The sequence below is a fragment of the Nocardia sp. CA-120079 genome (assembly GCF_050955745.1).
GTDB lineage: Bacteria > Actinomycetota > Actinomycetes > Mycobacteriales > Mycobacteriaceae > Nocardia.
In genome coordinates this window covers 3,132,990-3,156,868 of record NZ_CP192088.1, presented here as the reverse complement: position 1 = coordinate 3,156,868, position 23,879 = coordinate 3,132,990, and the positions used below count along the sequence as shown (strand labels likewise).

Here is a 23,879-nt window from a genome sequence, read left to right as displayed (position 1 = left end):
GCCCATTTGCGGCCGAACACCGACGAGATCCCCATGTACTCGATTACCTGAGGAGCAGCATCGGCAATTGCGACAATTGTTCAGAAGCAAGTCCACGAACGAATCGAGATGATTACCGGAGCAGCGGAACTGAGCTGCGATACGCCCTCCGGACATTCGAGACAGACCCTCTCGCGGCATCTCACGGTCTCGACGACGGTGGCGCTTCGGTCACGGCCGAGACCCGACAGCAGTATGATTCGACAGTCCGAGAAAGCTTCTGAAGACGACCCGAGGAGGCCGATAATGGCTGTCGTCGTAGAGTTGCATTTCAAGACCGACGACTTGTCCGCAGCCAAGCAGTCTCTTGATTCCAACCGGGATCTGTTGCAGGAGATCACCCAGGATGCGAAAAACATGGGCGGACTCCACCATCGATTCCTGGAGGGCGACGGAGAGATCGTCGTCATCGATGAATGGGAGAGTGAAGAATCGTTCCGCAAGTTCTTCGACAACAACCCCAAGATCGCCCGGGTAACCCAGGCGGCCGGGATTCCGGGACCGCCGACAAGTATGAATTTCTTCCAGCCGGTGCCAACGGCCGGCACGTTCTGAGCAGACGACGGGGACGGTGGGGATCGTCAGCTGAGATTGCGGTGGAGCCTTGATGCGGGACTCCACCGCAATCCGCGCTACGGCTGGCTGCTCGTTCTGCGAAATATCAACCGAGCCAGCCGGTTTCGAACCGGCCGACAAGGAACAAGCTGAGGCCTACTTCGGCGGCCGGACTACGGGTGTGAGGAGCAGCCGTCCCGTGGCGCCGACGCCTTCTTCGAGTCCGCGCTCGGTCATACGGCGGAGCATGCTGTTGTTACGTTGCATCCAGAGCGCCTGTGTCGTGGCCCAGGCGGCGTCCCTGGCGTGGGCGATGCTGAAGCTGCACAGGATGTGCTTCAGTGTCTCGGCATCCTTGGTGGTCAGCCGGAGCAACTGGGGCTCGTATTCCGCGCGGACCTCGGCCTCGACCCTGGCCAGCAGCTCATTGACCTTCAGATAGTCGGCGTGCACCGGTTTGGTGTCGGGTGTGGTGGACCGCTCCTTGCAGGTCATCACAACTGCCATCGGCAAATCGTGGTTGATGTGGGCATTCATGCCCGCCAACGCGAACTGCAGTGGCCAGACGGTGCGGTTGGACCGGGAATCGAAGACCGGCTGCCAGACCGGATTCGGCCACCTGCCGTCCTTGTCGGCGTCGACCGCATCGAAATACAGCTGCGCGAACTCCACATCGAGATGTTCGACGAATTCGGGGTCGGCGAAGAATCCCGCGGTGATCTGTTGACCGACCAATTCGGTGACGCGCAAATACATGTTGTTGAAGCACGCGACGCCGTCGCGCGGATCGAGCTCGTCCTTGATGTCGTGCATTCGCCGGATGACCTCGGCGACGGGACCGGGAATTTGAACCGTTGTCACGATCTCCTCCTCTGCAGTCCTCGGCACGGCGGAGTTGCTGCCGGCACGTTGAATAGGTCCTGGAGGGTTGATCCGCCCCTCGCTTGTAGTTTGCTGAGATTTGTTGGTTTGCACCGGCTTCTCGCTGGGCCTGACCGAACCCTTCCACCTATCACGGTATCGCTGGGCGAACGACCATGAGCAGCAACGGATTACTTCGGACAAACATCATGGAATCGCTTCGCGACGGTCGAACGGGTGTCGGTACTCATTTCGTTGTGGTGTTCACCGGATGATCGGTGCCGACGTCGGTGATCTTCCAGCCCGCACCGACATTACTGCCCGGTAAGGTAACTCAGAAGTAAGTTGACTGGAGAGTAAGTAAAGATTTTCGCGTGTGGGCCGTGAGATCGGTTTCGACCGCTCGGAAAAAGGTAGTTTGCGCGAGCCAGATCATGGTTACAGCTAGGAGGACGCCGGTGCCGAGGACGCCGCCGGCTCATGATCGGGGCTGGAGACTAGCCCGCGGGGCATGCAGTCCGCCGCTTACCTCGGCCGACTGCCACGACAGCGGAAGGAACCAGACACATGCTGATGCTCACCCCCAATGCCATCGAGGCAGTTCGCACCATCACCTCCGCAGACGGCACGCCGACGGATGCCGGGCTGCGAATCTCCACGACGGATGGCGCAGAGACGATGTCGCTCGCGATCGCCGCGGGGCCGGCCGAGCAGGACCAGGTCCTGACCGCGGAAGGGTCGCGGATCTTCCTGGACGAGCAGGCCGCCGCCTTCCTGGACGACAAGATCCTCGATACCGAACTGGACCCGAACGGCCAGGGCACCTTCGTCCTCGCCCAGCAGGACCAAAGCACGACCGGCCGGTAGTCCGGCTCGGGGAATCAGAACCGGCTAATTCTGCGGCAAGCCCCAGCAGGGGTAGTCGCGGCCGGCATCAACGAGGCCGACGCTCTGCGGCGTGCGGCAGATGACGTGCGGTTTGTGGCGATAATCCACAACCAGATGCAGCGTCGCAGCCTTCTCACCGGTGAACGTCTGATGGCATTGGGAACAATGGCACACATTGTGCGCGCTCAAAGGCCACCAGCAGCGACATCCACGGCATTTCACCGTCTCCGCCGATCTCGTCTTCATGATCACTCACCCACTCGCGCAACCCGGATGCTTTCCGCCATCATCCTCGGCCGTACCCGCAGGATAGACCGTCGCAGCGCTCAGGCATCAATGCGTGTCGACGGCCGACCGAGATTTCGCTGGGCCACCACCCTGAGGGAAGTCCAGGCCGTGCTCCATCAGCTCTCGTAACCGATTGCGGCGCTGCGTACTTGGTTGACGTAGACGGTGGAGTGGTTGTAAGCCAGGACGGCTTGCCGCCAGCCGTGGGCGGACGAGACGGCTTGGGGGCAAAGAATTATGGGGCGATGCCTGCAAGGGAGTTCTCAAATGAGGCTCTTGTTCTTGCGGATGCGCCAACGCAGGTCTCGCATCAGCCCGTAGGTGGGTGCGAAGCGCAGGAAGCGTGGGATGAAGCGGTTGACGAACCCGACGAACAGGAAGAGGTGTTCGAAGCGACGTTGATCGGCGTCGGTCCATTCGACCTGGAGTTGCTCCTTGAAATACGGTGCCAGGAAACCGATCGTCAAGAACTTCAACAGGTTTCGGAACGGCAGCCGCAGATACCAGTGGATCATCCGGAGGTTGAGCAGATCATCCAGGTAGGCGCGGACCTTGTCGTCGAGGACGGCGTGGCTGCTCGCCTCGTTCCAGTAGCGGTCGAAGTCCTTGCGCGTGGCGGGCCACATATCCTTGGTGACCTGCACACCGGTCGCCAGAGTGGAAGCGGTCTGATAGAACTGCTCGGCCTGCTCATCGTTCATCTTGCCGTGCAACAACTGGTAGGTGTCTTCGAAACCGATGAAAAGACAAGCAGCGACCCACTTTTGGAGATCACGGTTGAAGGCGTTGTACTTGACCGGGCTATCGGGACCCGACCGCACCTGACGGTGCGCGACATTGATCGCCTCCCGATAGGCATCGATCTCATCCTGGGTACCCAGGATCGCCACCGCCAGATACTGCGTGGTGGTCCTGGCCCGCTTCCACGGATGCACCATGAGCGCGCCGGAGTCCACTCGGCTCTCCGAAACGCCATAGCCGACACCGGGTCGCGCCATCTGCATCACCACATTGGCCGCGGCACCCGCGAAATTCCAGAAGTCCAGTGCGTCAGCGAGTTTCAGCGGCCGCTTGGTCTGCGAGCGATGGATGGCCGGAATATGGATCCGGGTTTCCTCGGTGGTCAGCGGTCCCACGGTGGGCAGCGGTTCAGCGGTTGCGGTCATCGGATTCCTTCCGTTGTCGGGTCTGTAGCGGCCGATGAGATGCGTATGGACGTGCTGTCGTTTTCCTCCCCCGATCTGACAGCGGACGACCATACAGCCCTTTCCCCGGCGATCAAGAGGCCGAAGCAGCGTGAATATACAGTAACTTATTGCCAGCAGGCGCACTGGCATACCGCGCGGAAACGCGCCGCTAAATTCAGAAAATGTGCGGGCCACTGCCACAAGCACCGGCTTGGCGGCTCACGAATTGTGGGTAACATTATTGGGCAGAAATCGACAATCCGCAGCACGCGCCGGGCAGCCGCGATCGGCTCCCTGTGAGTTGTAGCCCGGCATCGCCGATCCCGCGACTCGACCAGCGTGGAGGCGTGGGCCGTCGACGTGCCCGACGGGCGCGTTCAGCGTGAAAAGCGCACGGGAACAACCGATATCGAGTATCGGACCGACGCTCAGCGGCTGAGGAGGTCCCGGTAGGTTTCGAGGATGCCGCGGATGGATGGCGTCACGAGCAGGTCACCGTCCAGCGGCGCCCATACGTAATCGGCGTGAGCAGACAGGACGATCGGGCTGGTGGCTGCCACCGCGACGGCGAAATGCAAGCGCCGCACGGGCTTTCCGGCCGGCGACAGGTAGTCGAAGTCGCCGATGTGGCGGCCGATATCGGTGACGGTCAGCCCGGTCTCTTGGCGGACTCCGCGAATCAGTGCGGCGGAGACCGATTCGCCCGGTTCCACCGTGGCACCCGGAAGCTTGCGGGTCAGCGGGAGCGGTCCGGTGCTGTGGGCCTCCAGCAGCAACACTTCCCCGCCCCGGTCGATGATCGCACCGACTCGCAGACCGACTCCATCACGTTCGCCGCGTGGAAGCGCCTCATCGAACATCGATACCGACATCGGCGGACTCACCAGCCTTCGGTCGGGCGGACGCGCCGCATTTGGAGTGAAAGCAATCATCCCAATATTAACGTGACGGGCCCGCCGCAGGACAGCAGGCACCAGAGGTGTGTTCGCGCAATTGATTTCGCCCGGTCGACCTGCCGACCCGAGGCGCCTCCCACGGCGTTCTTTTGAACCGCTTCGATTCAAGTATTGAACGCAAGGGTTTCAATACCTGGTCCAGAATGTTCACGATGTCCGGAACCGACGCTCCCCCTGGTGGATACAGCGACCAATGGCTGCCGCTTGTCGGTAGCTCGAGATTGTCTGCTTCTGTATCGTCGTGTCTGCACTTATCGTCGGGTGGCGGACGTCGACACGAACGGCCGTGCAGCGGAAGTGCCGGGAGGGTTCGAAGTAGTCGTTTGGGTCCACGAAGTGTTGTCGCGCAACGGTAGCTCGGAATGAACGACGGAGAGGGGCGTAGGTGGCGACAGCTGCGCAATTGCGAGCCGTGCTGGCGGTATTGCAGGCCGACATGGAAAGAACCGCTTCCAACTGGTCAGCCGAACCGCCCGTCGAACGCGCCGAGCTAGCGGGTCGGCTACACGGTTTGATCAGTAGTGAGCTGCGGGACTTGGTAGTCCAGGACCCACTCGGGCAGTACATGGGCCACTGGTCGATGGCCGCGACCGCCGAGCAAGCCGCCGTCGGTGATGTGTCGGCGCAGGCGCAGTTCGACGCACGGTGGCTGCGTCACCACATCGCCACACTTGCCTCCCGCAATGCCCCGACTCCCGTGCCCGCGCTATTGGCCGCCGCGGTGCAGGCCGTCGACGCCGCCACCACTTTGCTGGCGCTGGCCCGCGATCCACGCGGCGAGGGCAGCCAGGCCGCGTGGCAGGCGGTAATCGATGATCTCGCGATCGCATTCCATCTGGTCAACGACGAACACGACGCCGTCACGCAGCCGATCCGCTGAATGCAGGCACCTGACGATCACCGGTTCCGGGCGCCGAGCTCGACGGACCGGAACCGGTGACGATGTCAATCGCCTTCCGGGGTCTCGGTAAAACGCTGCAGGTACAGTTGCTCGCCCAGCTTCTCGATCAGGTCGAGTTCGGTTTCCAGATAGTCGACGTGCGATTCCTCATCCTCGAGAATGGACTCGAAGATGCGCGCGGAGGTGACATCACCGCGCGAGCGCATCAGCTCGATACCGCCGCGCAGCCGGTCCACAGCCTCCATCTCGATCTTCAGATCGGCCCGCAACTGTTCGGGGACGGTCTGGCCGATGCGCAGCGGGTTGAGCTTCTGATAGTTGGGCAGCCCTTCGAGGAAGAGGATGCGATCGGTGAGCACCTCCGCATGCTTCATCTCATCGATGGACTCGTGGCGGGTGTGCTTGGCAAGTTTGGTGAAACCCCAGTTCTCCTGCATCTTGGCGTGCAGGAAGTACTGGTTGATGGCCGTGAGTTCGGCTGTCAGCTGCTCGTTGAGCAGCGTGATGATTTCCTTATCGCCTTCCATGGGTGTGATGGTGTCACAGCTCACAAGCGGCGAATCGGTAAGGACGGCCTATCGTGTCGGACTATGCAGCGGGCACCTCGACGCCCTGAGCAGGGGCCGCACAGGCTCGGCCGACGACCTCCGAAAGGCGACGAGTGCAGCTCCCACAGCCGGGCTTCCAACCGCACGCCTTTTTGACCTGCGCGGTCGAGCTGGCGCCTGCGGCGACACAGCTGTGCACGTCCGATTCGGAGACGGCGTTGCAGATACAGACGTACACGGATGCCTCATTGTGCGAGCGGGACACTTCACGAGGTTAGCCTCATCTAAAGAGGTAAGCCTCCCCTAATGTATAGCACCCCCATCCCGATTCCTGTCAATAGCCTCTCGGCACTATTCGAGCGATCGCGGCGATTGCGTGATTGCTGCCGCCAATGCTGCGCCGACAGGCGAGCGAGCGTCGAGGGCCGGGTCCGCTGAGCGAACCTGCACCGTTATCGCCGGAAGGCCCGGTTCGTCCAGCGGACTATGCCCTGGACGCCTACTTACCTGCCGCGACAGTGTGGACAAGCCACCGACACCCCCGAGGAGTGAGTCGATGCCAATCATGGAAAACCCCGAAGTCCCTCCCGCCGTGCACGTTCGGGTCGATCAACCACCTGGTTCGTGATCGCCCGAGGTTCCCGCAGCGCCGTGAGACGTCTGTGAAACGCGGATGAGAGCTGGAAGTCGGAGGCTTCTCACTATCTGAACGGGAGGACAGACAGTGAGCGAAGCAATCACGCACAACACGGGGACCATTGGCGGGCGCAGCGTGCTCGAGGGGGCATTCGCCTTGCTCGAGGTGCTCGCACACGGCAACGAAATGGGTTTGACCCGGTTGGCGGTGGCAGCGGGATTACCGAAGGCAACGGCGTACCGGCTGCTCAACCAGTTGGTGGCCGAGGGTGCGGTGCAGCGGCGTGGGGGCCGCTATCAGATCGGCCCCCGGGTGTTCCGGCTCGGCCAGACCTGGCAACCAGCGCGGCTGCTCCGGGCGGCCTCGGCACAGCCGCTGCGACAGCTGACCGCGACATCAGATCGCGGCGGCTTCAGCCTCGCGGTGACCGACCGGGGACACACCATGCTCATCGGCGGCATCGGACGCGAGATCGACGAGATCTTTCCCCTGCGGCCGGGAGTACTGCTACCTCCGGGCACGGCCGCCGAACAGGCATTGGCCTTCGGTCATCCGAATCCCACACCGCCAGAGGGTTTTTCGGCGCGAGAGTGGCGTCGCCGAGTCACCATGAGCAGTGACACCGAACTTGCCTACGACACCGATATGAGCCGATTCCGACTCGCCTGTGTGGCTGCGCCGGTGCACGGCCCCGCAGGTGAGATCGTCGCGGCGCTGGCGGCGACCGTGGCCGAAGTCCAGCGAATCCCGGCCGTGGCCGAAGCGGTAAAGCGGGCGGCTGGATTGGTCAGCACCAATCTCACAAAACTCCTCAGATCACACGGAGTGCTGACACTCTGACCGGATATGAAGCGGCCGGTCCTTGCCGCATTGCGACAGGCACCGGCCGTGGATGTGGTCGGTGATCACATGCCGAGCATGGAACGCAAGAAGTTCACGCTCATCCAGAACATATCCATCAACATCAGAGACTCACCTTCTTCGCAAGTAGCCGTCATAACCCGCCATACCCAGCGATATGACAGTTACGCAGCGACTCACCAACCACCGCTCGGCCGCCGCAGCATCGGTGCGGGTTCCCTGGCACCAACGTCACGTACGGACGGGTACGGCCGACAGACGGGCCCGAGCCGTCTCGTACTCCTCGATGAGGCGGTCGATGACGGCGGCGGCCGGACGTACCGCATCGACGTTGCCGATGCCATGACCGGCACCCCAAACATCGCGCCAAGCCTTCGCGTCCTTGGCGCTGCCGCCGGCGAAATCCATTGCCGCGGAGTCGGATCTGGGTAGCGCTTCGGGGTCGAGTCCGGCGGCGATGATGCTGCCGCGCAGATAGTTGCCGTGCACGCCGGTGAAGAGGTTGCTGTAGACGATGTCCGAGGCGGTCGAATCGACGATCATCTGCTTGTAGTCGGGTTCCGCGTTCGCCTCGTCGGTGGCGATGAACATCGACCCGATGTAGGCGAAGTCGGCACCCGCCGCCTGGGCGGCCAATACCGAGTTGCCGTGCGCGATCGATCCGGACAGCACCAGCGGTCCGTCGAACCAACTCCGGATCTCCTGGACCAATGCGAACGGCGACTGCGTTCCCGCGTGACCGCCCGCGCCCGCCGCCACGGCGATGAGTCCGTCGGCGCCCTTGTCGACGGCCTTGCGGGCGAAGACATTGTTGATCACGTCGTGCAGCACGATGCCGCCGTAGGCGTGGATGCGTTCGTTGACCTCAGGCCGTGCGCCCAGCGAGGTGATCACGATGGGGACGCGGAATTCCTCGACCACCGCAAGATCGTGATCGAGCCGATCGTTGGTCTTGTGCACGATCAGGTTCACGGCGTACGGCGCGCTCGGCGTCTGCGGATTTCGGGCATCGAATTCGGCAAGCGCCTCGGTGATCCGGGTGAGCCAGTGCCGCAGTTCGGATTCCGGGCGCGCATTGAGTGAGGGGAACGATCCGACTATGCCCGAGATCGACTGGGCGATGACCAACTCCGGATTCGACACGATGAACATCGGGGACGCGATAACGGGCAGGCGCAGTCGGTCGCGCAGGACGGGCGACACGCTCATGGAATCTCCTCGAACGCGGCCGGAGGTCGGGAATGCGCTGATGGTGACGGCCGCGACGGAAATCAGGATACTTTATTGCGCAATAGGATCGGTGTCATCAGGCCGAATCCTCGAATATCCGCAGGTTCCAGCGCTGTGAGGTCGAAGCCGGGATGTCCGGCGAGCGCCTTGACGACGTCACCACCGCAGTCGATGACGATCTCGGTGACGCGATATTCGAATCGCGCGATGAGGCGCGTCAGCGCGATATCGGAGCGATCCCGGCTCAGTTCCGTGAAGTCGACGATATCGGCGAAGCCCACGCCCGAGACAGCCGACGTGGACTCGTCGGCCTCGGGCATGGCCACCGCGACGCTCAACTGGCGACGCCAGATCTGCCCGAGCAACCACTGCACCTCCGAAGTCCGGTCCGTCAGGACTCGGACCGCCTCGGCGCGCCCGATACCGTTGGCTCCCGACCGGCTGGTGACGATCTCCACCTGCAACTGCGCCAGATGTGCGATGGAGCGACTCAATACCCGGGCCAACCGCAGCGAATCGGGTTCGGCCACCGCACCTTCGGCGACGAACCCGATCATCGTGCGCAGCATCTCGATATCGGATTCGGTGAATTCGAGATCGGCCGCATCCGCGGCCGGATAACCGAGCGCGCACCAGTACCGGCGAGCCCGCGCGAGCGGTACCCCGGCGGCGGCCGCGGCCTGGGCGGCGGTGTAGCGCGGGGCAGCGGTCACAGCAGTGAATATCCGCCGTCGACCGTGATCGTCGTACCCGTGACATAGGCCGAGGATTCGGCGGCCAGGAACAGATAGATGCCGGGCAGGTCGGCGGGAGTTCCCCAGCGCCCGAGGGCGGTATGGCCGACGATATCGTTCTCGCGCTCGGCATCTCGGTGCCAGTGCGCTCCCATCCCGGTGTCGAACCAGCCGAGCGCGACCGCGTTGACGGTGATCGCACGTGGTCCGAGTTCTTGCGCGAGGGCCTGAACCAGGGCGTGGGCACCGCTCTTGGAGGCCGCGTACGCGGAAAGTCCGGCACGCGGTCGCTGACCGATGACCGAACCCGTGACGATGATCCGACCGCCCTCCCCCATCACCGACGCCGCCGCACGCGCGCCTAGGAAGGTTCCGGTCAGGTTCACGTCGATGATGTCGCGCCACACCGCGGGCTTGGTCTGCGTCACCGTCGAAACCTCCGGTGACACACCGGCATTGCAGATCCACACGTCCACGCCACCGAAGCGCTCGACCATGCGTTCGGCCACGGTGTCGTTGAACTCGTCGTCGCGCACATCACCCGCGCACACCACCGGGTCACCGTGCACGGAGTCGGCCACCTCGCGCAGCGCGTGCTCCGACCGCGCGACCAATCCCAGCTGCGCCCCCGCGGCGTCGAAGGCGGTCGCGAGCACCCGTCCCAAGCCGCGTCCGGCGCCGGTAATGACTACGCGTCGCCCCGATACGTCGGCATGCCCCATACCCATTGCATCTCACCGTCCATCCACCGATAAATTCTTCGACCGGTCGGTACACTGTACCGCGAACGTAGCACACAAACGGAGGCATCGAATAGTGACCAGCAATCCAGCGCCCGCCAAGGTCGAGCTCGAGCCGCATCCCGGCGACGAGCGACTGGCCATTCTGCGCATCCAGCGCCATCCGGTGAACGCGCTCGACCAGCAGATGTGGGATCTACTCGAAACCGTTGCGACGGAACTGCACAGCAGCACCACCTATCGGGCGGTCGTGATCACCGGCGGCGAACACTTCGCGGCAGGCGCCGACGTGAAGGAGATGCTCGGCCTGTCCCCCGAGGCATTCGGACAGCGAAACCGGGTGTTGCAAAAAGCATTTCACGCCTTGGCTACGGCTCCGCAGATCACGATCGCGGCGATCAACGGCTACGCGCTCGGCGGCGGCTGCGAGCTGGCGCTGGCCGCCGACTTCCGCATCGGCGGTCGCGGCGCCGTACTCGGCCTGCCCGAGATCACACTCGGAATCATGCCCGGATCCGGTGGGACGCAACGTCTTTCGCGGATCGTCGGACTCGCCGGAGCAAAGGATCTGATCCTCACCGGACGCCCTGTGCGCGCGGAGGAGGCCCTGCGCATCGGCCTCATCGATCAACTGCTCGACGACGCCGACGTGTTCGACGCCGCCGTCGAGCGAGGCCTCTACTACGCCCGCGGCCCGCTCGCACTCAGGTATGCCAAGCAGGCGATCGACAACGGGTTCGACATGCCGATCGAGGACGGGCTGGCGCTGGAAGCCGATCTGATCACCCGATGCTTCGCAAGCGAGGACGGACAGCACGGTCTGCGCAGCTTCGTCCAGGACGGCCCGCGAAAAGCGACCTTCCAGGGCCGGTAACTTCATTGTATGTACTGACCGATTGGTCTAAAATACGGTGACCGGGGCCACGGATCGACAATGAAGTACGACAGGAGTCGCGAATGAGTGAGTTGAGTTTCCAGGGCCGCGTCGCGGTGGTTACCGGCGCGGGTCGCGGCATCGGGCGGGCCCACGCCCGGCTCCTGGCCGAACGCGGGGCGAGCGTCGTCGTCAACGACCTCGGTGGATCGATCGAGGGCGACGGCGCCGACACCACACCCGCCCAGGCGGTCGTCGACGGCATCACCGCGGCCGGTGGTTCGGCCGTCGCCGACGGCAACGACGTCTCGACACCGGCCGGAGCCCAGGCGATCATCGACGCCGCGGTGAACCGGTTCGGCCGCATCGACATCCTGATCAACAACGCGGGCATCGTCAGATATGCGGGCCTGCCCGACGTCGAACTGGGCAATGTCGAGCGGCACCTCGCCGTACATCTGCTCGGCTCGTTCAACACCATGAAGGCCGCCTGGCCGCACTTCCTGAACCAGAGCTATGGCCGAGTCGTGCTGACCACCTCGAGCGGAATCTTCGGCATGGACGTCAACCTGCCGTACGCGACGGCGAAGGCGGGCCTCATCGGCCTGGCGCGCAGTGCGAAGCTGGCCGGTGAACCGCACGGCATCAAGGTGAATCTGCTTGCGCCGGCGGCCTATACCCGCATGGCCGGTGGCGATCCCGACAGCGACGAGAATGCCGCGGCCGCCGCCGCGGCCATGCCATCGGAGTCGGTGGCGCCGATGGCCGCCTTCCTGGCCCACGAGAGCTGCCCGGTCAACGGCGAGATCTACACCGCGGGAGCGGGCCGCTTCGCGCGACTGTTCCTGGCCTCGACGGAAGGCTATCTGGCACAGGGCCCGGCCACGATCGAGGATGTCGCCGCGCACTGGACGGCGATCAATGACGAGACCGGGTATTACGTGCCGACGGATCTGATGAATTGGTCCGCCACATTCCTGAAGCATCAGTTCGCTCAGATGAGCACAGACGCGACGTCATAGCGACGACCGGCAGCAGCCCGTCGCTTGCCGCACCTGGTGGGACAGGTGCGGCGAGCGACGGGCTCACTAGTGTTCGACCCCCTTCGCGAGCAGCACACCGAGCACGGAACGGCCGTGCGCCAGTTCGGCTTCGGCCGCCGCCTCGTCGATCCGCTCGATCAGAATTCCGCTCGAGAAGATCTCGCAATAGAAGCGAGCGAGCTCGTCCACCTGCAGATCCGCGCGCCGGCCCACCCACTGATATGTGTAGTTGTGCAGGTTCAGGTACGCGAGTGTGGTGAGTTCCAGATCCCGTACCCGCAGCTTGCCCTGCCGATGCCCGTCGGCGAGCACGTCGCGGATCTGCGACTCGAAACGCTGGCGCTTGGCCCGGAATCGGATGCGGTATTCACCCTGCAGTTGATGGTGCTCGTGCAGAAAGACCCACACATGATCTTGCCGGTGCACGATCTGGCGCAGTAGCGATTCCGAGAGCAATCGCAGACGGGTCTGGAAGCCGATATCCAGCCGGACGATCGCCGAGGCCTCGGTGAGCAGTGGATCCATTACGCGGTCGTGGATCTCGGCCAGCAGCTCTTCTTTGGAACCGATGTAGTAGTACAGCGCACCCCGGGCAAGTCCGGCGGCGGTGCCGATATCGGCGACCCCGGTGCTCGCGTAGCCGTTCTTCGAGAAGAGCTCGACGGCGACATCCACCACTTGCTCCCGCTTGCGGTAGTAGCGGGCGGTTTTCGCGCGTTCCGTGCGCGTTGCAGGCATCGCGGCGCTCCCTTCCTTCGAGCGAAAACAGCTCGGTGCAGGTCAGGCCTAGCGCCTCACCTGCACCGAACCGAATCTGGAATCCGGCCGACCCGCGTCAGACGGTCGCGACCGGGGTCAGCGGGCTGCCCATCGTCCCGGGCAGGCGCAGCGGCGGCGCCGTCAGCAGGAAGCGGCTGCGCTCGTGTTCGCGCAGCCAGGTCGCCAGTTCCTCGGTGTACCAGAGCTCACCCAGCGGGATGCCGAGCTTGAACAGGCACAGGTTGTGGATCGGCAGCAGCGTGTGCGGCGTCTCGCTGTCGGGGGCCCAGCCTTCGACCGCGTAGTTGTCCGAGACGAGCGCCGAGATCTGCGATTCGGCGATCCACTCCAGCAGCGACTCATCCGTCGCGTCGAGGTAGGGGTACATTGCCTGGATCTCGGGACCGGGGTTCTTCTCCCAGGCGAGCACCTGAGTGGCGAAGCCGGTGTGCAGCAGGAGCATGTCGCCCGGTTCCACGACGACATTGTCCTTGGCCATGATGTCTTTGAGCATCTTGAAATCGACCGGCTGCCAGTCGCTTCCGAGGTGCGATACGTCGATCAGGACACCGCGGCCCTGCATGCCGTGCGCTGCCATGTGCTCGCAACCGAGGTGCTTGGCGAAGGAGACACTTCCGCTGCCATCACCCTTGGCGTCCTCCTGGGGACCGACGATATCGGTCCCGGGGCGAAATCCGTTGTAGTACACCGGTTCCGCGACACCGTCACCGTCCGCGTCGAACAACGCGCCCTGATGCGCCAGCGAGTCCCACTGCGTGGAGTACTGCAGCCAGAGCGTCACGACATCGTCGCTCCACAGATCGATGAAGCTGGGGGCGATCTTGTCGCGGGCGACGACGTTGTAGAAGGTGTCCTGGTTGTGCGCCAGATCCTCGGTCGGCCGAAGGATCGGCGGATACCGGCGCTGGTTCATCGCGCTACCGCCCGGGTAGTCCAGCGGCAGGCTCAGGCTGAAGGTGATGCCGTGTTCGACCTCGCGCACCCCCTGCAGAACCTTCTCCGGGGTGAGCAGATTGACCCGCCCCAACTCATCGTCGTCGCCGAAATCGCCCCAGTTCGAGCCGGGCGGGCGTTGCTTCCACCGTTTGGTCACGGGTTGCTCCTGATCTCTCTCACATCACGTAGGTGGTTTTGCGGTACTGGAAGTGCCATGCGCCGTCATCCCGGCGCAGGGTGTCCTCGTAGCGGCCCGCGATCAGTACGGCCCAGCCCGATTCGCCGCGCTGCAGGAAGACCAGGTCGCTGTTGGCGGTCGCCTCGTCCTCGGTCCAGGAGGTGATGACGGTGTTGGCCACCAGGTGTCGCTGCGGTTGGGTCGGCAGCAATCCGGCATAGACCTGGCGGATGGCTTCGTGGCCCTCGAAGGTGCCGACGCCCATGATCTCGCTGACGCCATCGGGGCTGAACAGCGCGACGATATCGTCGGTTCGTCCGTCGTCGAGCGCATGCGCGTACGCGGCGATGGCGGTGTGGACACCGTGCGCGACCTGCGCCTGGGTGGACTCGCTCACTTATTCTCCAAAGATGTTCTGGTTAAGGCGGATTCGACGCTGCTAGGTCAGGTACGTCGTCTTGCGGTGCTGGAACAGCCAGGCTCCGTCGTTTTGGCGCAGCGTGTCCTCGTATCGACCGACGACCTGCACCGCCCAGCCCGCCTCGCCGCGCTGGAAGAAGGCGACGTCGCTCACGGCCGTCGCCTCCTCCGCGGTCAGCGCGGTGATCAGGGTGTTGGCGACGAAGTGACGCTGCGGCGCCGTCGGCGCCCAGCCCTCGAATGCCGCGCGCAGCGCGTCGTGACCGCTGATCGGGTCCATGCCCGGAATCTCGAGCACCCCGTCGGGCGCGTACAGGGCGACGATTTCATCGGCCTGCCCGGCGTCCTGCGCCTGGGTGTGGGCACCGATCGCCGCACGCACGCCTGCCGCGATGCGGGCTTCGTTGGATTCGCTCATTTTCTTCTCTCTCATTGAACGGAATAACCTGCTCGAGCGCTTATTACGCGGCCGCTTCCTCGACCTTGGACAGGATGAATGCCGAGTACTCGCTAGTGGCGAGTTCGGCGATCAGCCGCTGCAGGTTGGGCCGCCCGGTCGGATTCAGCAGCTGCTTGACCGCCTTGCCGGGAATGTTCGACCCGTAGAAATAGCTGCTCTCCAAGAACAGCGAGCCACTGCCGTTGACCGTTTCGGTCCACTCCGCTTCCGCGGCCCGGTCCACCTCGATGACCTCGTAGCCGTTGTCGCGCGCGTGCACCAACGCCCCGATGACGCAGTCGACCTGGTCGCCGGCATAGCGCGGATTGTTGCCGAGTGCGCCGTGCGGCCCGCCGGGAAAGAAGAAGTTCGGGAAACCGGCCGCCGCGACGCCGAGGTACGTGTTGGGCCCATCCGCCCAATACTCCTCGAGCGCAAGGCCATTGCGGCCGCGGACGCCGAGCCGATTGAGCGCACCGGTGCCGAAGTCGTAGCCGGTCGCCCAGATGATGATGTCGAACTCACGCAGGCCTTCGGCCGTCTCGATCCCAGTCTCGGTGATACGAACGATCGGGGTCTCTTTGAGCGCGACGAGCGAAACGTTCGGCTTGTTGTAGGCCTCGAAGTATCCGGTCACGAAGGGTGGACGCCGACCGGCGTAGCTGTGGTCCTTCGGGATGAGCTTATCGGCCGTCGCAGGATCGGTGACGATGCCGCGGATCTTGTCCGCGATGAATTCGCAGAACTCTTTGTTCACTTCGGGATTGGTGGTGAAGTCGATGTAGTTTTCGGTCAACTTCGTGAAACCCGGGCTGTTCCACATCTTTTCGAAGAAAGCCTGCCGCTGTTCGGCCGTATCGTCGGTCGAGAAGCGGCTGGGCAGCGCATGCAGGAACCCACTCGGCGAGGTGTTCAGGGTCTCGCGGATCCGTTCGAAGTCGGCCTTGATCTCGGCCCGCTCCTGCGGGGTGAGCGGCGCATTGTTCAGCGGTGTGCACCAGTCGGGAGTCCGCTGGTACACCGTCAACGAGGCGACCTGGTCGGCGATGGCCGGAACAATCTGCACACCACTGGATCCGGTGCCGATAATGGCGACGCGCTTGCCGGTGAAGTCGACCGGCGTCTTCGGCCAGCGACCGGTGTGGTGCTGTTGGCCGCCGAAGGCCTCGCGTCCGGGTACCTCCGGGATGAACGGCACCGAGAGCACGCCGGTCGCGGCGACCAGGAAGCGTGCGCGATGCTCCGCACCGTCATCCGTGCGCACCGTCCAGATCCCGGCCGACTCGTCGAATTCCGCGGCGGTCACCCGGACGCCGAACCGGATATGGCGGCGCAGATCGAATCGGTCGACCACGAAGTTGAAGTAGCGCTCGTTCTCCGGCTGGCCCGTGAACCGCTCCGACCACTCCCACTCTTCCCACAGTTCCTTCGAGAACAGGTAGCCGTAGGTATAGCTCTCGGAGTCGAAACGCGCCTCGGGATAGCGGTTCCAGTACCACGTCCCGCCGACGCCGTCGCCCGCCTCGAGCAGCTGCACCGAGAAGCCCTCCTCGCGGGCCCGGTACAGCTGATAGATGCCCGTCACGCCCGCGCCGACCACCAGGACGTCGACCGCGTCAGCCTTCGTACCAGCGGCGTTCGCCGATCCACTCATGCGTTCTCCAATCTCGAATGGGTCGCCTGCTGCACGACGCCAAAGATGTTTCGACCGGTCGGTCTATGACGTTGGTCACGAGACTAGAGCCGAATCCGATCGGAATCAACAGCGTCCTCGCCCGAACATTTCGCACGCGGGAACGCCGCCAACTCATTGATTGTACCGACCGATTGTTCTAACATTACGGCCAGCCAGTAGCACAACGGAATGCGATGGGAGTCGCTGATGACAACCAAGGACACCGACTTGCGCACCGAGGGTCTCGCGGTGATGCGCGCGGCCCTGCCCGGCGTCTTTCCCGAGGGCGATATCGACCTGCGCGACGGTCAACTCGGTGAGGACCTCGTCGAGATCGGCCTGGTCAGCGTGTGGGCCCAGCTGTGGGGCCGGGAGGGACTCACCCCACGCGATCGCAGCCTGGTCACGCTCGGCATCCTGATCGCGCTCGGGTCCGAGACCGAATTCGGCCACCACGTCCGCATCGGCTTGACCAACGGACTGACCAAGGACGAGATCGCCGAGGTCATCTACCACGCCAGCGGCTATGCCGGATTCCCGCGCGCGACCGCGGCACGCACCGCCGCCCGTGCCGCGCTGGGCGAATCGGCACCGGGCGAATAACCTGCCCGGCAACCGATTTCGACGCAAAGGAACGAATATGTCACTCGCAGGCAAGATCGCCGTCGTCACCGGCGGCGGTAGCGGGATCGGCCAGTCCATCGCGACCGTACTCGCGGCCAAGGGCGCCGCGGTCGCGATCTGGGATCTGAACCTGGACAACGCCGAAAAGACCGTCGCCTCGATCCGCGAAGCGGGCGGCACCGCCATCGCGATCGTCGGCGACGCGGCCGATGCCGATGCCATCGCGGCGTCGACGGCCCGCACCCACGCCGAGCTCGGACCCGTCACCGTGCTGGTCAACAATGCCGGAATCACCACGTACGAGCCCTTCACGAGCCTGTCCGAGGATTCCTGGGATCGCATGATCGGGATCAATCTCAAGGGCCCCTTCCTGGTCACCAAGGCGCTGGTCCCCGATATGCTCGCGGCTGGTTGGGGCCGGATCATCAATATCTCCTCATCCTCCGCACAGACCGGAGCACCGGGCATGGCCCACTACGCGGCTTCCAAGGGCGGCGTGATCGGCCTGACGAAGGCGTTGGCGGTCGAGTTCATCGAACAGGGAATCACCGTCAACCATGTTCCGCCCGGATTCATCGACACCCCGCTGACCCGCCAGACCATCGACGTGGAAGCGGCGGCGGCGCATATGCCGATGAAGCGGGCCGGGCAGCCGGAAGAGATCGGCCACGCGGTCGCCTATCTCGCCTCCGACGAAGCCGGTTACGTCACGGGTCAGACGCTCAGCGTGAACGGCGGACGCTACCTGTTCTGACAACTCGATCCGCCGAAGCCGCGCGGCCGGATGGATTCGCCTGGTGGGAGTGCTCGACACTCCCGCTTCCCGGCAACGGCGCCGGTGCTGGTCCCCGATGATGTGGATCTGGAGGCGAATCCGGCCGACGGCAGGTGTGGGTCAGACGCCCTCGGGGACCTCGGCGAGCTTCTCGGACTTGTCGAAACCGACGATGTCGGCGAGGGTGCCGCCCAGGATGGCCGCGCGATCCTCATCGGGAACCCCGTCGAAATTCTCGGCGATGCATTCGGCGCTGCCGCGGAAAGTTCCCTCCGCATGCGCGTAATCGTTGCCCCACATGATGGTCGTCAATCCGGTGATGTGCCGGGCCTTGACGGCAGCCGGGTTTGAACAGATCGACCGGTTCGATGATGTGCGAGTCACCGGAGGCGACGAACTCCTTGAACATGCGGTACCTCTCTTGTCCCTCGATGCGCGGGTGGCAATCGGTTCAGGGATCCGCACCCAAGGTTACTTGTACCGGTCGGTCTAGTCTTAGAAATGAGGATACTGTTCGTTACCAGGCAACGGGCAGTTCGTAGATGCCGTACGCGAGTGAATCACCCTTGAACCGCAACTGATCGAAGTCGACGCCCAACCGCAGCGTCGGGATCCGACGGTAGAGGGTGCCGAATACGACCTCGAGTTCGATGCGCGCGAGCTGCTGGCCGATGCACTGGTGCGGGCCCCAGCCGAACGCATGATGGTGGCGCGCCTCGCGCAGGAGATCCAGCTTCTCGGGCTCGGGGAAGGCCGCCGGGTCGAAGTTGGCCGAGGGCAACGAACTGATGATGCCCTCCCCCGCACGGATCGTGTGTCCTTCGACCTCGATATCTTCGGTGGCGATACGCCGCTGAAGCAGATGCGGGATGGTCAGATAGCGCAGCAGTTCCTCGACCGCGCCCGCGATGACCTTCTTGTCCTCGGTTTCGCGCAGCAGTGCCAGCTGGTCCGGAATCTGCAGCAGCAGCGCGGTCGCGAGCGTGATCATATTCGCGCTGGTCTCGTGACCGGCGATGAGCATGATCATGCTCATGATGGTGGCGCCGGGCATATCCAGCTCGCCCGCCTTGACCCGCGCCGCGAGGTCGGAGACCACATCCTCTTCGGGCTTTTCCATCTTGGCCACGATCAGCTTGCCCAGGTAGGCGCCGAGTTCCGCATTCGAAGCGTTGCTCTCCTCCGGGGTCACCTCCCGACCATTGGTGATCTTGGCGTGCGCCTCGAAGAAGTCGTGATCCTCGTACGGCACGCCGAGGAGTTCGCAGATCATCAGCGACGGCAGCGGTAGCGAGAGCGCCTCCACCAGGTCGGCCGGGTTCGGGCCCGCCAGCATCTTATCGATGAGGTCATCGGTGACCCGCTGGATCGCCGGGCGAACCTTCTCCATCCGCCCGCGCGTGAACGAATTCGTCAGCATCCGGCGCAATCGCGCGTGCTCGGGGCCGTCGGTGTCGAAGAGGGTCTTCGGCCGTTCGTGGATCGTCTCGGCGATGGCACGGGTCATATACGGGAACCCGGGCAGATGATCATTGGCGCTGACCCGCGGATCGGCCATTACCTGTCGCTGGACGGCGTGCGATGAAATGAGCCACGGGGTCAGACCATCCCAGGTGCGCACTCGCGACAGCGGGACACCGGCGGCGTGCAGCTCACGCAGTTCCGGTGAGGGCAGGAACGGGCACTTGGCATCTCGCGGCGTCGGGTATTCCGGGATATCCACGGTCTCGGTCATGATCGGCTCTCCTTGGGTCGACATTTCATTCCTCGATGGAGATCGCCATCGCGGGACAGACGGCCGCCGCCTGACGGACGTCCTCGGCCTGTTCGGCCGATGGGTGTTCGTTCAGCAGCACCACGATGCCGTCCTCGTCGCGCTGATCGAACACCTCGATAGCGGCGGCAACACAATTCCCGGCCGCGACGCACTTGTCTTCGTCGATAACAACCTTCATCGGGGGTCTCTCCTGGGTCTTTCGGTGAATTGGGCTGGGGCTGAAGGCGATCAGCGGCGAGGGCTGGTGGCCGCGAGACTCGGGAGCGCATCGACGATCTCCTGTCGGCGCAGGCGAGTCTGCTTGGGCATATTCCAGCCGAGGACTCCGGTGACAACACCCGCGTCGCGGTACCGCGCCACGAACCTCCCGGCCGCCGGGTCACCGTCGACGATGTCGACCTCGGCGCCGATGGGGAGCCTGCCGTGCACCTGGATCTTCACGTCGAATTGATCGGTCCAGAAGTAGGGCACCGGCACATAGGGGTGGTCCTCCCCCATGATCACTCCGGCGACGGCCGCGGCCTGCTCGGTGGCATTGGTCCGGTTCTCCACGCGGATCAGCCCGCCCAACTGCTCGTGATGCCACCGGGCCAGGTCGCCGACGGCGTAGATTCCCTCGGCGGCGCGGCAGCGGGAATCGCAGACCACACCGTTATCGAGCTGCAGCCCACTGTCTTTCAGCCACTCGGTCGCGGGGGCCGCGCCGATCGCGACGACCACCACGTCGGCGGGCAGTACTTCGCCGGTATTGAGCCGCACGCCGGTGACCCGACCGTCCACGCCGTCCAAGCCGACGACACCGGTGCCCAGCCGCAGCCGCACACCACGCTCGCTGTGCAAGTCCGCCAACCGTTTCGACACCATCGGGCCGACCTGCAGAGCCATGGGGGCCGACTGCGGACCGGTCATCGTCACATCCAGCCCGAGTGTGCGTGCGGTGGCGGCGATTTCGGCACCGAGGACACCCTCGCCGACGACGACCAACCGCGAGCTGATCAGTAGGTCCGCCCGTAGCGCCAGCGCGTCGTCGAGGGTACGCAATACGTGCACACCGATCAGGTCACCCTGACCGGGCAATGTACGCGCCCGCACACCCGTGGCGAGGACGACCGCCTCCGCCTGCAATTCGTGCCCGGCAGCAGTGCGCACGGTTCGGGTGCTCGGATCCAGCCCCGTCGCCTCGGCCCCGAGTACGAAATCGGCATCCAATGCCGCCAGCATCTCCTGCTTGCGCAGTGCGGCCCGATCCGGCTCCCACGCACCCGAAAGCACCTGCTTGGACAGCGGCGGCCGATCATAGGGCACATGCGGCTCATCGCCGAGCACCGTGATCCGCCCTTGAAAACCCTTGCGCCGCAGTGATTCCACCGTCGACAGTCCAGCCGCCGACGCACCGACCACCAGCACCCGATCCGGCGCGGTCACGCGACTGCCTCGCGAACATACCTCATCTGCGACTCCCGTTCGACTGCCTCGTGCCAGGCAACAATCAAATGTTAGACCTATCGGTCGGTACAATCAACTGTCGTCTGTCCCCGCAACAGAGCGGGCTCGGCCGAGCCCGCCAAAGAGTGGACCTAATTCCCGGCCGCGACCTGCACGGCGGCATACGCGCCGCCATCGACGAGCAGGTCGATGCCATTGAGGAAACTCGCCTGATCCGACAGCGCGAAGGCGACCACGGCGGCAACCTCACCCGATTTACCCATTCGCCGCAGCGGCGTGCCCTCGACCAGCTTGCCCATGATCGGATGCGCTTCGGCTTCCTGTTTGCCCTGGGGCGTTGCGATGACACCCGGCGATACCGAGCAGATGCGCGCGCCGGCCGGACCGAGGCGCAGTGCCTCCTGCCGCACGAACCGGTGCACGCCGCGCTTGGCCCAGCTGTACGCGATGCCCGAATTCTCGACGGACACGCCGAGTGTCTCGCGCATGCGCTCCAGGAACCTCTCGTCGAGCGGATCATCCAGGATCGCCAATGCCGCCGGGTCGGGCACGCTGGGATCGAGCATCGGCGACATCGACGCGAAGCACACCAGCGCCGTCCCCGTCGTGGCGAGCGGCCGCAGCGCCTCGGCCAGCCGAGCCGTGCCGATCAAGTCGACCTCGAAGATCCGGCGCCAATCCCCCATCGTCGGCGAGATGCCCGCCGCGTGCGCCACCGCACGCAGAGTGCCGAGTTCGCCTGTGTGCGCCGCGAGCCGGGCCAAACCGTCGACATCGGTGATATCGAGGACGAACGGTTCGACGCTGGCGCGCCCGGCCTGGTCCAGTTCCTCGGCCGCTGCGGTCACCGTCGCTTCGTCCCGGTCGACGAGCAGCAGCACGTCCACCGAATCGACCATGCGCTGGGCACACGAATTGCCAATCAGGCGGTACCGTCGCGCAATACGCGCTTGAGCACCTTCCCGGAAGGGGTTCTCGGCAAGGTGTCGATGCATTCGATCTCCGCGGGCACTTTGTACTTGGCCAAGCGGGTGCGACAGAAATCCTTCAGCGCCTCGGCGTCGAAGTGGCTGCCCGCACGCAGCACGACGAATGCCTTCGGTACCTCACCCCAGCGCGGATGCGGCATGCCGACGACCGCCGCCTCGACGACGTCCGGGTTCTCGTACAGCACCCGCTCGACCTCCGGGGTGGCGATATTCTCCCCGCCCGAGACGATCATGTCCTTCTTGCGGTCCTCGATGTAGAGGTAGCCGTCTTCGTCGAGACGGCCGATATCGCCGGTGTGGAACCACCCGTTGCGCAGGGCCGAGCGGGTGGCCGCCTCGTCCCGCCAGTAGCCGGAGGTCACCTTGGGCCCGCGGATGACGATCTCACCCAGTTGTCCTGCCGGAACATGGGTATCGCGCTCGTCGACGACGGCGACCTCGACATCGGCCACCGGCCGCCCGACCGAGCCGACCTTCGATCGCATGTGCTCGGCATCGTTGACGGTGTCACCGGAAACGGTTTCGGTGAGGCCGTAGGCGTCGGCGAACCAGACACCCGGAAACGCATCGGCGATCCGGTCGAGCAGCGGAATGGGCATCTTCTCACCACCGCCGGTGATGAAGCGGATCGATGAGGTGTCGCGATCGGCGATATCGGGCAGCTGCAGCAGGCCGTTCATCATCGACGGCGCCAGCCAGACATTGGTCGGGCGCAGCCGTTCGATCGCGTCCATCACCTCGGCGGCGTCGAACCGGCGGATCAGGCTCAGCCGGCCGCCGGCGTGGAAGGTGGCCAGACCCGGCAGATCCATACCGCCCACGTGGTAGAGGGGGCCGCACACCAGAGTGTTGTCCGCGGCGGTCAGCGAGAACTCGAGGATGTGCGCGAGGTTCTTCCAGGTCAGATTCTGATGCGAGATCATCACACCCTTCGGGCGCGAGGTCGTGCCCGAGGTGTACATAAGTCGTTGCAGCGCATCTGGTTCCACATCGACGACCTCGATCGTCCGGCCGATATTCGGCCCGACCAGCGCGTCGTATTCCAGCCACGACGGATCCGGTGCGGCATCCAGCGTCACGCGGTGTCGCAACAGCGGCAGCGATGGCGCCAATGCATCGATCCCCGTCGTGAACTCCGACTCCGTCACGATGGCGCCGGCGTTCGAATGCTCGAGAATGTACTGCCATTCCGCCGGAGACAACCGATAGTTCAGCGGCATGATCGCGGCGCCGATCTGATTGGCCGCGAGCATGGTTTCCACGAATTCGACCCGGTTGTACAACAGCACGGCGACGATATCGCCCGCGTCGACGCCCAGTTCACGCAGCGCGAGGGCAAGCGCATGCACTCGGCTGCGCAACTCGGCGTAGGTCAGGGCCCGATCGCCTTCGGACAATGCGATTTCGGCTGCGTATTGTTGCGCGTTCCGGTCGAACACGGCGGCGAAGTTGAACATTCAGGGCCTTCGCTGTGAAGAGGAAGCTGTAAGTTTTCTGT

General features: G+C 64.3%; 29 protein-coding genes. 9 read left to right on the top strand and 20 right to left on the bottom strand.

Features of this window, described 5'->3' with window-relative positions; genetic code table 11:
* The first annotated feature begins 285 nt into the window (after nt 1-285).
* Complete coding sequence (locus tag ACQPYR_RS14350; RefSeq protein WP_433632293.1) at nt 286-594, top strand: hypothetical protein; 309 nt, start codon at nt 286-288, stop codon at nt 592-594.
* Nucleotides 595-750: 156 nt separating this feature from the next.
* Here ACQPYR_RS14350 and ACQPYR_RS14345 read toward each other — a convergent pair whose 3' ends face one another.
* A complete protein-coding gene (locus tag ACQPYR_RS14345; protein WP_433632291.1) occupies nt 751-1,455 on the bottom strand; it encodes a DUF5995 family protein in 705 nt (234 codons plus the stop codon).
* Nucleotides 1,456-2,022: 567 nt separating this feature from the next.
* Here ACQPYR_RS14345 and ACQPYR_RS14340 point away from each other — a divergent pair.
* Entirely contained in the window at nt 2,023-2,322 is a 300-nt protein-coding gene (locus tag ACQPYR_RS14340) for a hypothetical protein (protein WP_063038619.1), read from the top strand.
* Between the two features lie 24 nt (nt 2,323-2,346).
* Here the strand turns inward: ACQPYR_RS14340 and ACQPYR_RS14335 are convergent, their stop codons facing one another.
* The gene (locus ACQPYR_RS14335; RefSeq protein WP_433632289.1) at nt 2,347-2,589 is read right to left on the bottom strand and encodes a hypothetical protein; all 243 of its coding nucleotides are present in this window, start codon (nt 2,587-2,589) and stop codon (nt 2,347-2,349) included.
* A gap of 305 nt (nt 2,590-2,894) precedes the next feature.
* Nucleotides 2,895-3,797, bottom strand: coding sequence for an oxygenase MpaB family protein (locus tag ACQPYR_RS14330; RefSeq protein WP_433632286.1), 903 nt, complete (start codon nt 3,795-3,797; stop codon nt 2,895-2,897).
* 45 nt (nt 3,798-3,842) lie between these two features.
* Between ACQPYR_RS14330 and ACQPYR_RS14325 the strand changes: the two genes are divergently transcribed.
* Nucleotides 3,843-4,118 carry a hypothetical protein gene (locus tag ACQPYR_RS14325; protein ID WP_433632284.1) on the top strand — a complete coding sequence of 92 codons (276 nt, stop codon included), beginning with the start codon at nt 3,843-3,845 and terminating at the stop codon, nt 4,116-4,118.
* 128 nt (nt 4,119-4,246) lie between these two features.
* Here ACQPYR_RS14325 and ACQPYR_RS14320 read toward each other — a convergent pair whose 3' ends face one another.
* A complete protein-coding gene (locus ACQPYR_RS14320; RefSeq protein WP_433632282.1) occupies nt 4,247-4,690 on the bottom strand; it encodes an NUDIX hydrolase in 444 nt (147 codons plus the stop codon).
* A gap of 469 nt (nt 4,691-5,159) precedes the next feature.
* Between ACQPYR_RS14320 and ACQPYR_RS14315 the strand changes: the two genes are divergently transcribed.
* Nucleotides 5,160-5,654 carry a hypothetical protein gene (locus tag ACQPYR_RS14315; RefSeq protein WP_433632279.1) on the top strand — a complete coding sequence of 165 codons (495 nt, stop codon included), beginning with the start codon at nt 5,160-5,162 and terminating at the stop codon, nt 5,652-5,654.
* A gap of 65 nt (nt 5,655-5,719) precedes the next feature.
* Here the strand turns inward: ACQPYR_RS14315 and bfr are convergent, their stop codons facing one another.
* Nucleotides 5,720-6,202: a bacterioferritin gene (bfr, locus tag ACQPYR_RS14310; RefSeq protein WP_387285530.1), complete on the bottom strand. Its 483-nt coding sequence runs from the start codon at nt 6,200-6,202 to the stop codon at nt 5,720-5,722.
* A 61-nt stretch (nt 6,203-6,263) separates the two neighbouring features.
* Complete coding sequence (locus ACQPYR_RS14305; protein WP_084508260.1) at nt 6,264-6,461, bottom strand: (2Fe-2S)-binding protein; 198 nt, start codon at nt 6,459-6,461, stop codon at nt 6,264-6,266.
* 486 nt (nt 6,462-6,947) lie between these two features.
* Here ACQPYR_RS14305 and ACQPYR_RS14300 point away from each other — a divergent pair, with 486 nt between their 5' ends.
* A complete protein-coding gene (locus ACQPYR_RS14300; protein WP_433632276.1) occupies nt 6,948-7,700 on the top strand; it encodes a helix-turn-helix domain-containing protein in 753 nt (250 codons plus the stop codon).
* Nucleotides 7,701-7,952: 252 nt separating this feature from the next.
* Here ACQPYR_RS14300 and ACQPYR_RS14295 read toward each other — a convergent pair whose 3' ends face one another.
* The 3 genes from ACQPYR_RS14295 to ACQPYR_RS14285 form a co-directional block, all read right to left on the bottom strand.
* Entirely contained in the window at nt 7,953-8,930 is a 978-nt protein-coding gene (locus tag ACQPYR_RS14295; RefSeq protein ID WP_433632273.1) for an NAD(P)H-dependent flavin oxidoreductase, read from the bottom strand.
* Between the two features lie 62 nt (nt 8,931-8,992).
* Nucleotides 8,993-9,664, bottom strand: a complete 672-nt coding sequence (locus tag ACQPYR_RS14290) for a hypothetical protein (protein WP_433632270.1) — start codon at nt 9,662-9,664, stop codon at nt 8,993-8,995.
* Nucleotides 9,661-10,413, bottom strand: a complete 753-nt coding sequence (locus tag ACQPYR_RS14285; RefSeq protein WP_433632267.1) for an SDR family NAD(P)-dependent oxidoreductase — start codon at nt 10,411-10,413, stop codon at nt 9,661-9,663. Before ACQPYR_RS14285 ends, ACQPYR_RS14290 begins: the two co-directional genes overlap by 4 nt.
* Before the next feature lie 88 nt (nt 10,414-10,501).
* On the opposite strand from ACQPYR_RS14285, the gene ACQPYR_RS14280 reads away from it, so the two are divergent.
* Together ACQPYR_RS14280 and ACQPYR_RS14275 are read left to right on the top strand one after the other, a co-directional pair.
* On the top strand, nt 10,502-11,299 hold the full coding sequence (locus tag ACQPYR_RS14280) for an enoyl-CoA hydratase/isomerase family protein (protein ID WP_433632264.1): 798 nt from the start codon (nt 10,502-10,504) through the stop codon (nt 11,297-11,299).
* An 83-nt stretch (nt 11,300-11,382) separates the two neighbouring features.
* Nucleotides 11,383-12,321 (top strand): SDR family NAD(P)-dependent oxidoreductase, encoded by a 939-nt coding sequence (locus ACQPYR_RS14275; RefSeq protein WP_433632262.1) that lies wholly within the window; start codon nt 11,383-11,385, stop codon nt 12,319-12,321.
* Nucleotides 12,322-12,387: 66 nt separating this feature from the next.
* Here the strand turns inward: ACQPYR_RS14275 and ACQPYR_RS14270 are convergent, their stop codons facing one another.
* The 5 genes from ACQPYR_RS14270 to ACQPYR_RS14250 form a co-directional block, all read right to left on the bottom strand.
* The gene (locus ACQPYR_RS14270) at nt 12,388-13,080 is read right to left on the bottom strand and encodes a TetR/AcrR family transcriptional regulator (RefSeq protein WP_433632259.1); all 693 of its coding nucleotides are present in this window, start codon (nt 13,078-13,080) and stop codon (nt 12,388-12,390) included.
* Nucleotides 13,081-13,177: 97 nt separating this feature from the next.
* Complete coding sequence (locus ACQPYR_RS14265) at nt 13,178-14,215, bottom strand: cyclase family protein (protein ID WP_433632257.1); 1,038 nt, start codon at nt 14,213-14,215, stop codon at nt 13,178-13,180.
* Between the two features lie 19 nt (nt 14,216-14,234).
* On the bottom strand, nt 14,235-14,633 hold the full coding sequence (locus ACQPYR_RS14260; protein ID WP_433632255.1) for a nuclear transport factor 2 family protein: 399 nt from the start codon (nt 14,631-14,633) through the stop codon (nt 14,235-14,237).
* Nucleotides 14,634-14,675: 42 nt separating this feature from the next.
* Nucleotides 14,676-15,074 carry a nuclear transport factor 2 family protein gene (locus ACQPYR_RS14255; RefSeq protein WP_433632253.1) on the bottom strand — a complete coding sequence of 133 codons (399 nt, stop codon included), beginning with the start codon at nt 15,072-15,074 and terminating at the stop codon, nt 14,676-14,678.
* A gap of 43 nt (nt 15,075-15,117) precedes the next feature.
* Entirely contained in the window at nt 15,118-16,749 is a 1,632-nt protein-coding gene (locus tag ACQPYR_RS14250) for a flavin-containing monooxygenase (protein WP_433632251.1), read from the bottom strand.
* A 228-nt stretch (nt 16,750-16,977) separates the two neighbouring features.
* On the opposite strand from ACQPYR_RS14250, the gene ACQPYR_RS14245 reads away from it, so the two are divergent.
* Entirely contained in the window at nt 16,978-17,373 is a 396-nt protein-coding gene (locus ACQPYR_RS14245) for a carboxymuconolactone decarboxylase family protein (RefSeq protein WP_433632249.1), read from the top strand.
* A 37-nt stretch (nt 17,374-17,410) separates the two neighbouring features.
* A complete protein-coding gene (locus ACQPYR_RS14240) occupies nt 17,411-18,148 on the top strand; it encodes an SDR family NAD(P)-dependent oxidoreductase (protein ID WP_433632247.1) in 738 nt (245 codons plus the stop codon).
* Nucleotides 18,149-18,289: 141 nt separating this feature from the next.
* On the opposite strand, the gene ACQPYR_RS14235 is transcribed toward ACQPYR_RS14240, so the two are convergent.
* The 6 genes from ACQPYR_RS14235 to ACQPYR_RS14210 all read right to left on the bottom strand — a co-directional run bounded on the left by ACQPYR_RS14235 (nt 18,290) and on the right by ACQPYR_RS14210 (nt 23,838).
* Nucleotides 18,290-18,553 carry a hypothetical protein gene (locus ACQPYR_RS14235; protein WP_433632245.1) on the bottom strand — a complete coding sequence of 88 codons (264 nt, stop codon included), beginning with the start codon at nt 18,551-18,553 and terminating at the stop codon, nt 18,290-18,292.
* Between the two features lie 133 nt (nt 18,554-18,686).
* Nucleotides 18,687-19,904 carry a cytochrome P450 gene (locus ACQPYR_RS14230; protein ID WP_433632242.1) on the bottom strand — a complete coding sequence of 406 codons (1,218 nt, stop codon included), beginning with the start codon at nt 19,902-19,904 and terminating at the stop codon, nt 18,687-18,689.
* A gap of 25 nt (nt 19,905-19,929) precedes the next feature.
* Nucleotides 19,930-20,124: a ferredoxin gene (locus tag ACQPYR_RS14225; RefSeq protein ID WP_433632241.1), complete on the bottom strand. Its 195-nt coding sequence runs from the start codon at nt 20,122-20,124 to the stop codon at nt 19,930-19,932.
* A 50-nt stretch (nt 20,125-20,174) separates the two neighbouring features.
* On the bottom strand, nt 20,175-21,371 hold the full coding sequence (locus ACQPYR_RS14220; RefSeq protein WP_433632238.1) for an NAD(P)/FAD-dependent oxidoreductase: 1,197 nt from the start codon (nt 21,369-21,371) through the stop codon (nt 20,175-20,177).
* 152 nt (nt 21,372-21,523) lie between these two features.
* Nucleotides 21,524-22,315 (bottom strand): SDR family oxidoreductase, encoded by a 792-nt coding sequence (locus ACQPYR_RS14215; protein WP_433635128.1) that lies wholly within the window; start codon nt 22,313-22,315, stop codon nt 21,524-21,526.
* Nucleotides 22,315-23,838, bottom strand: coding sequence for an acyl-CoA synthetase (locus ACQPYR_RS14210; RefSeq protein ID WP_433632236.1), 1,524 nt, complete (start codon nt 23,836-23,838; stop codon nt 22,315-22,317). The genes ACQPYR_RS14215 and ACQPYR_RS14210 overlap by 1 nt, the downstream gene beginning before the upstream one ends.
* Nucleotides 23,839-23,879 lie beyond the last annotated feature (41 nt).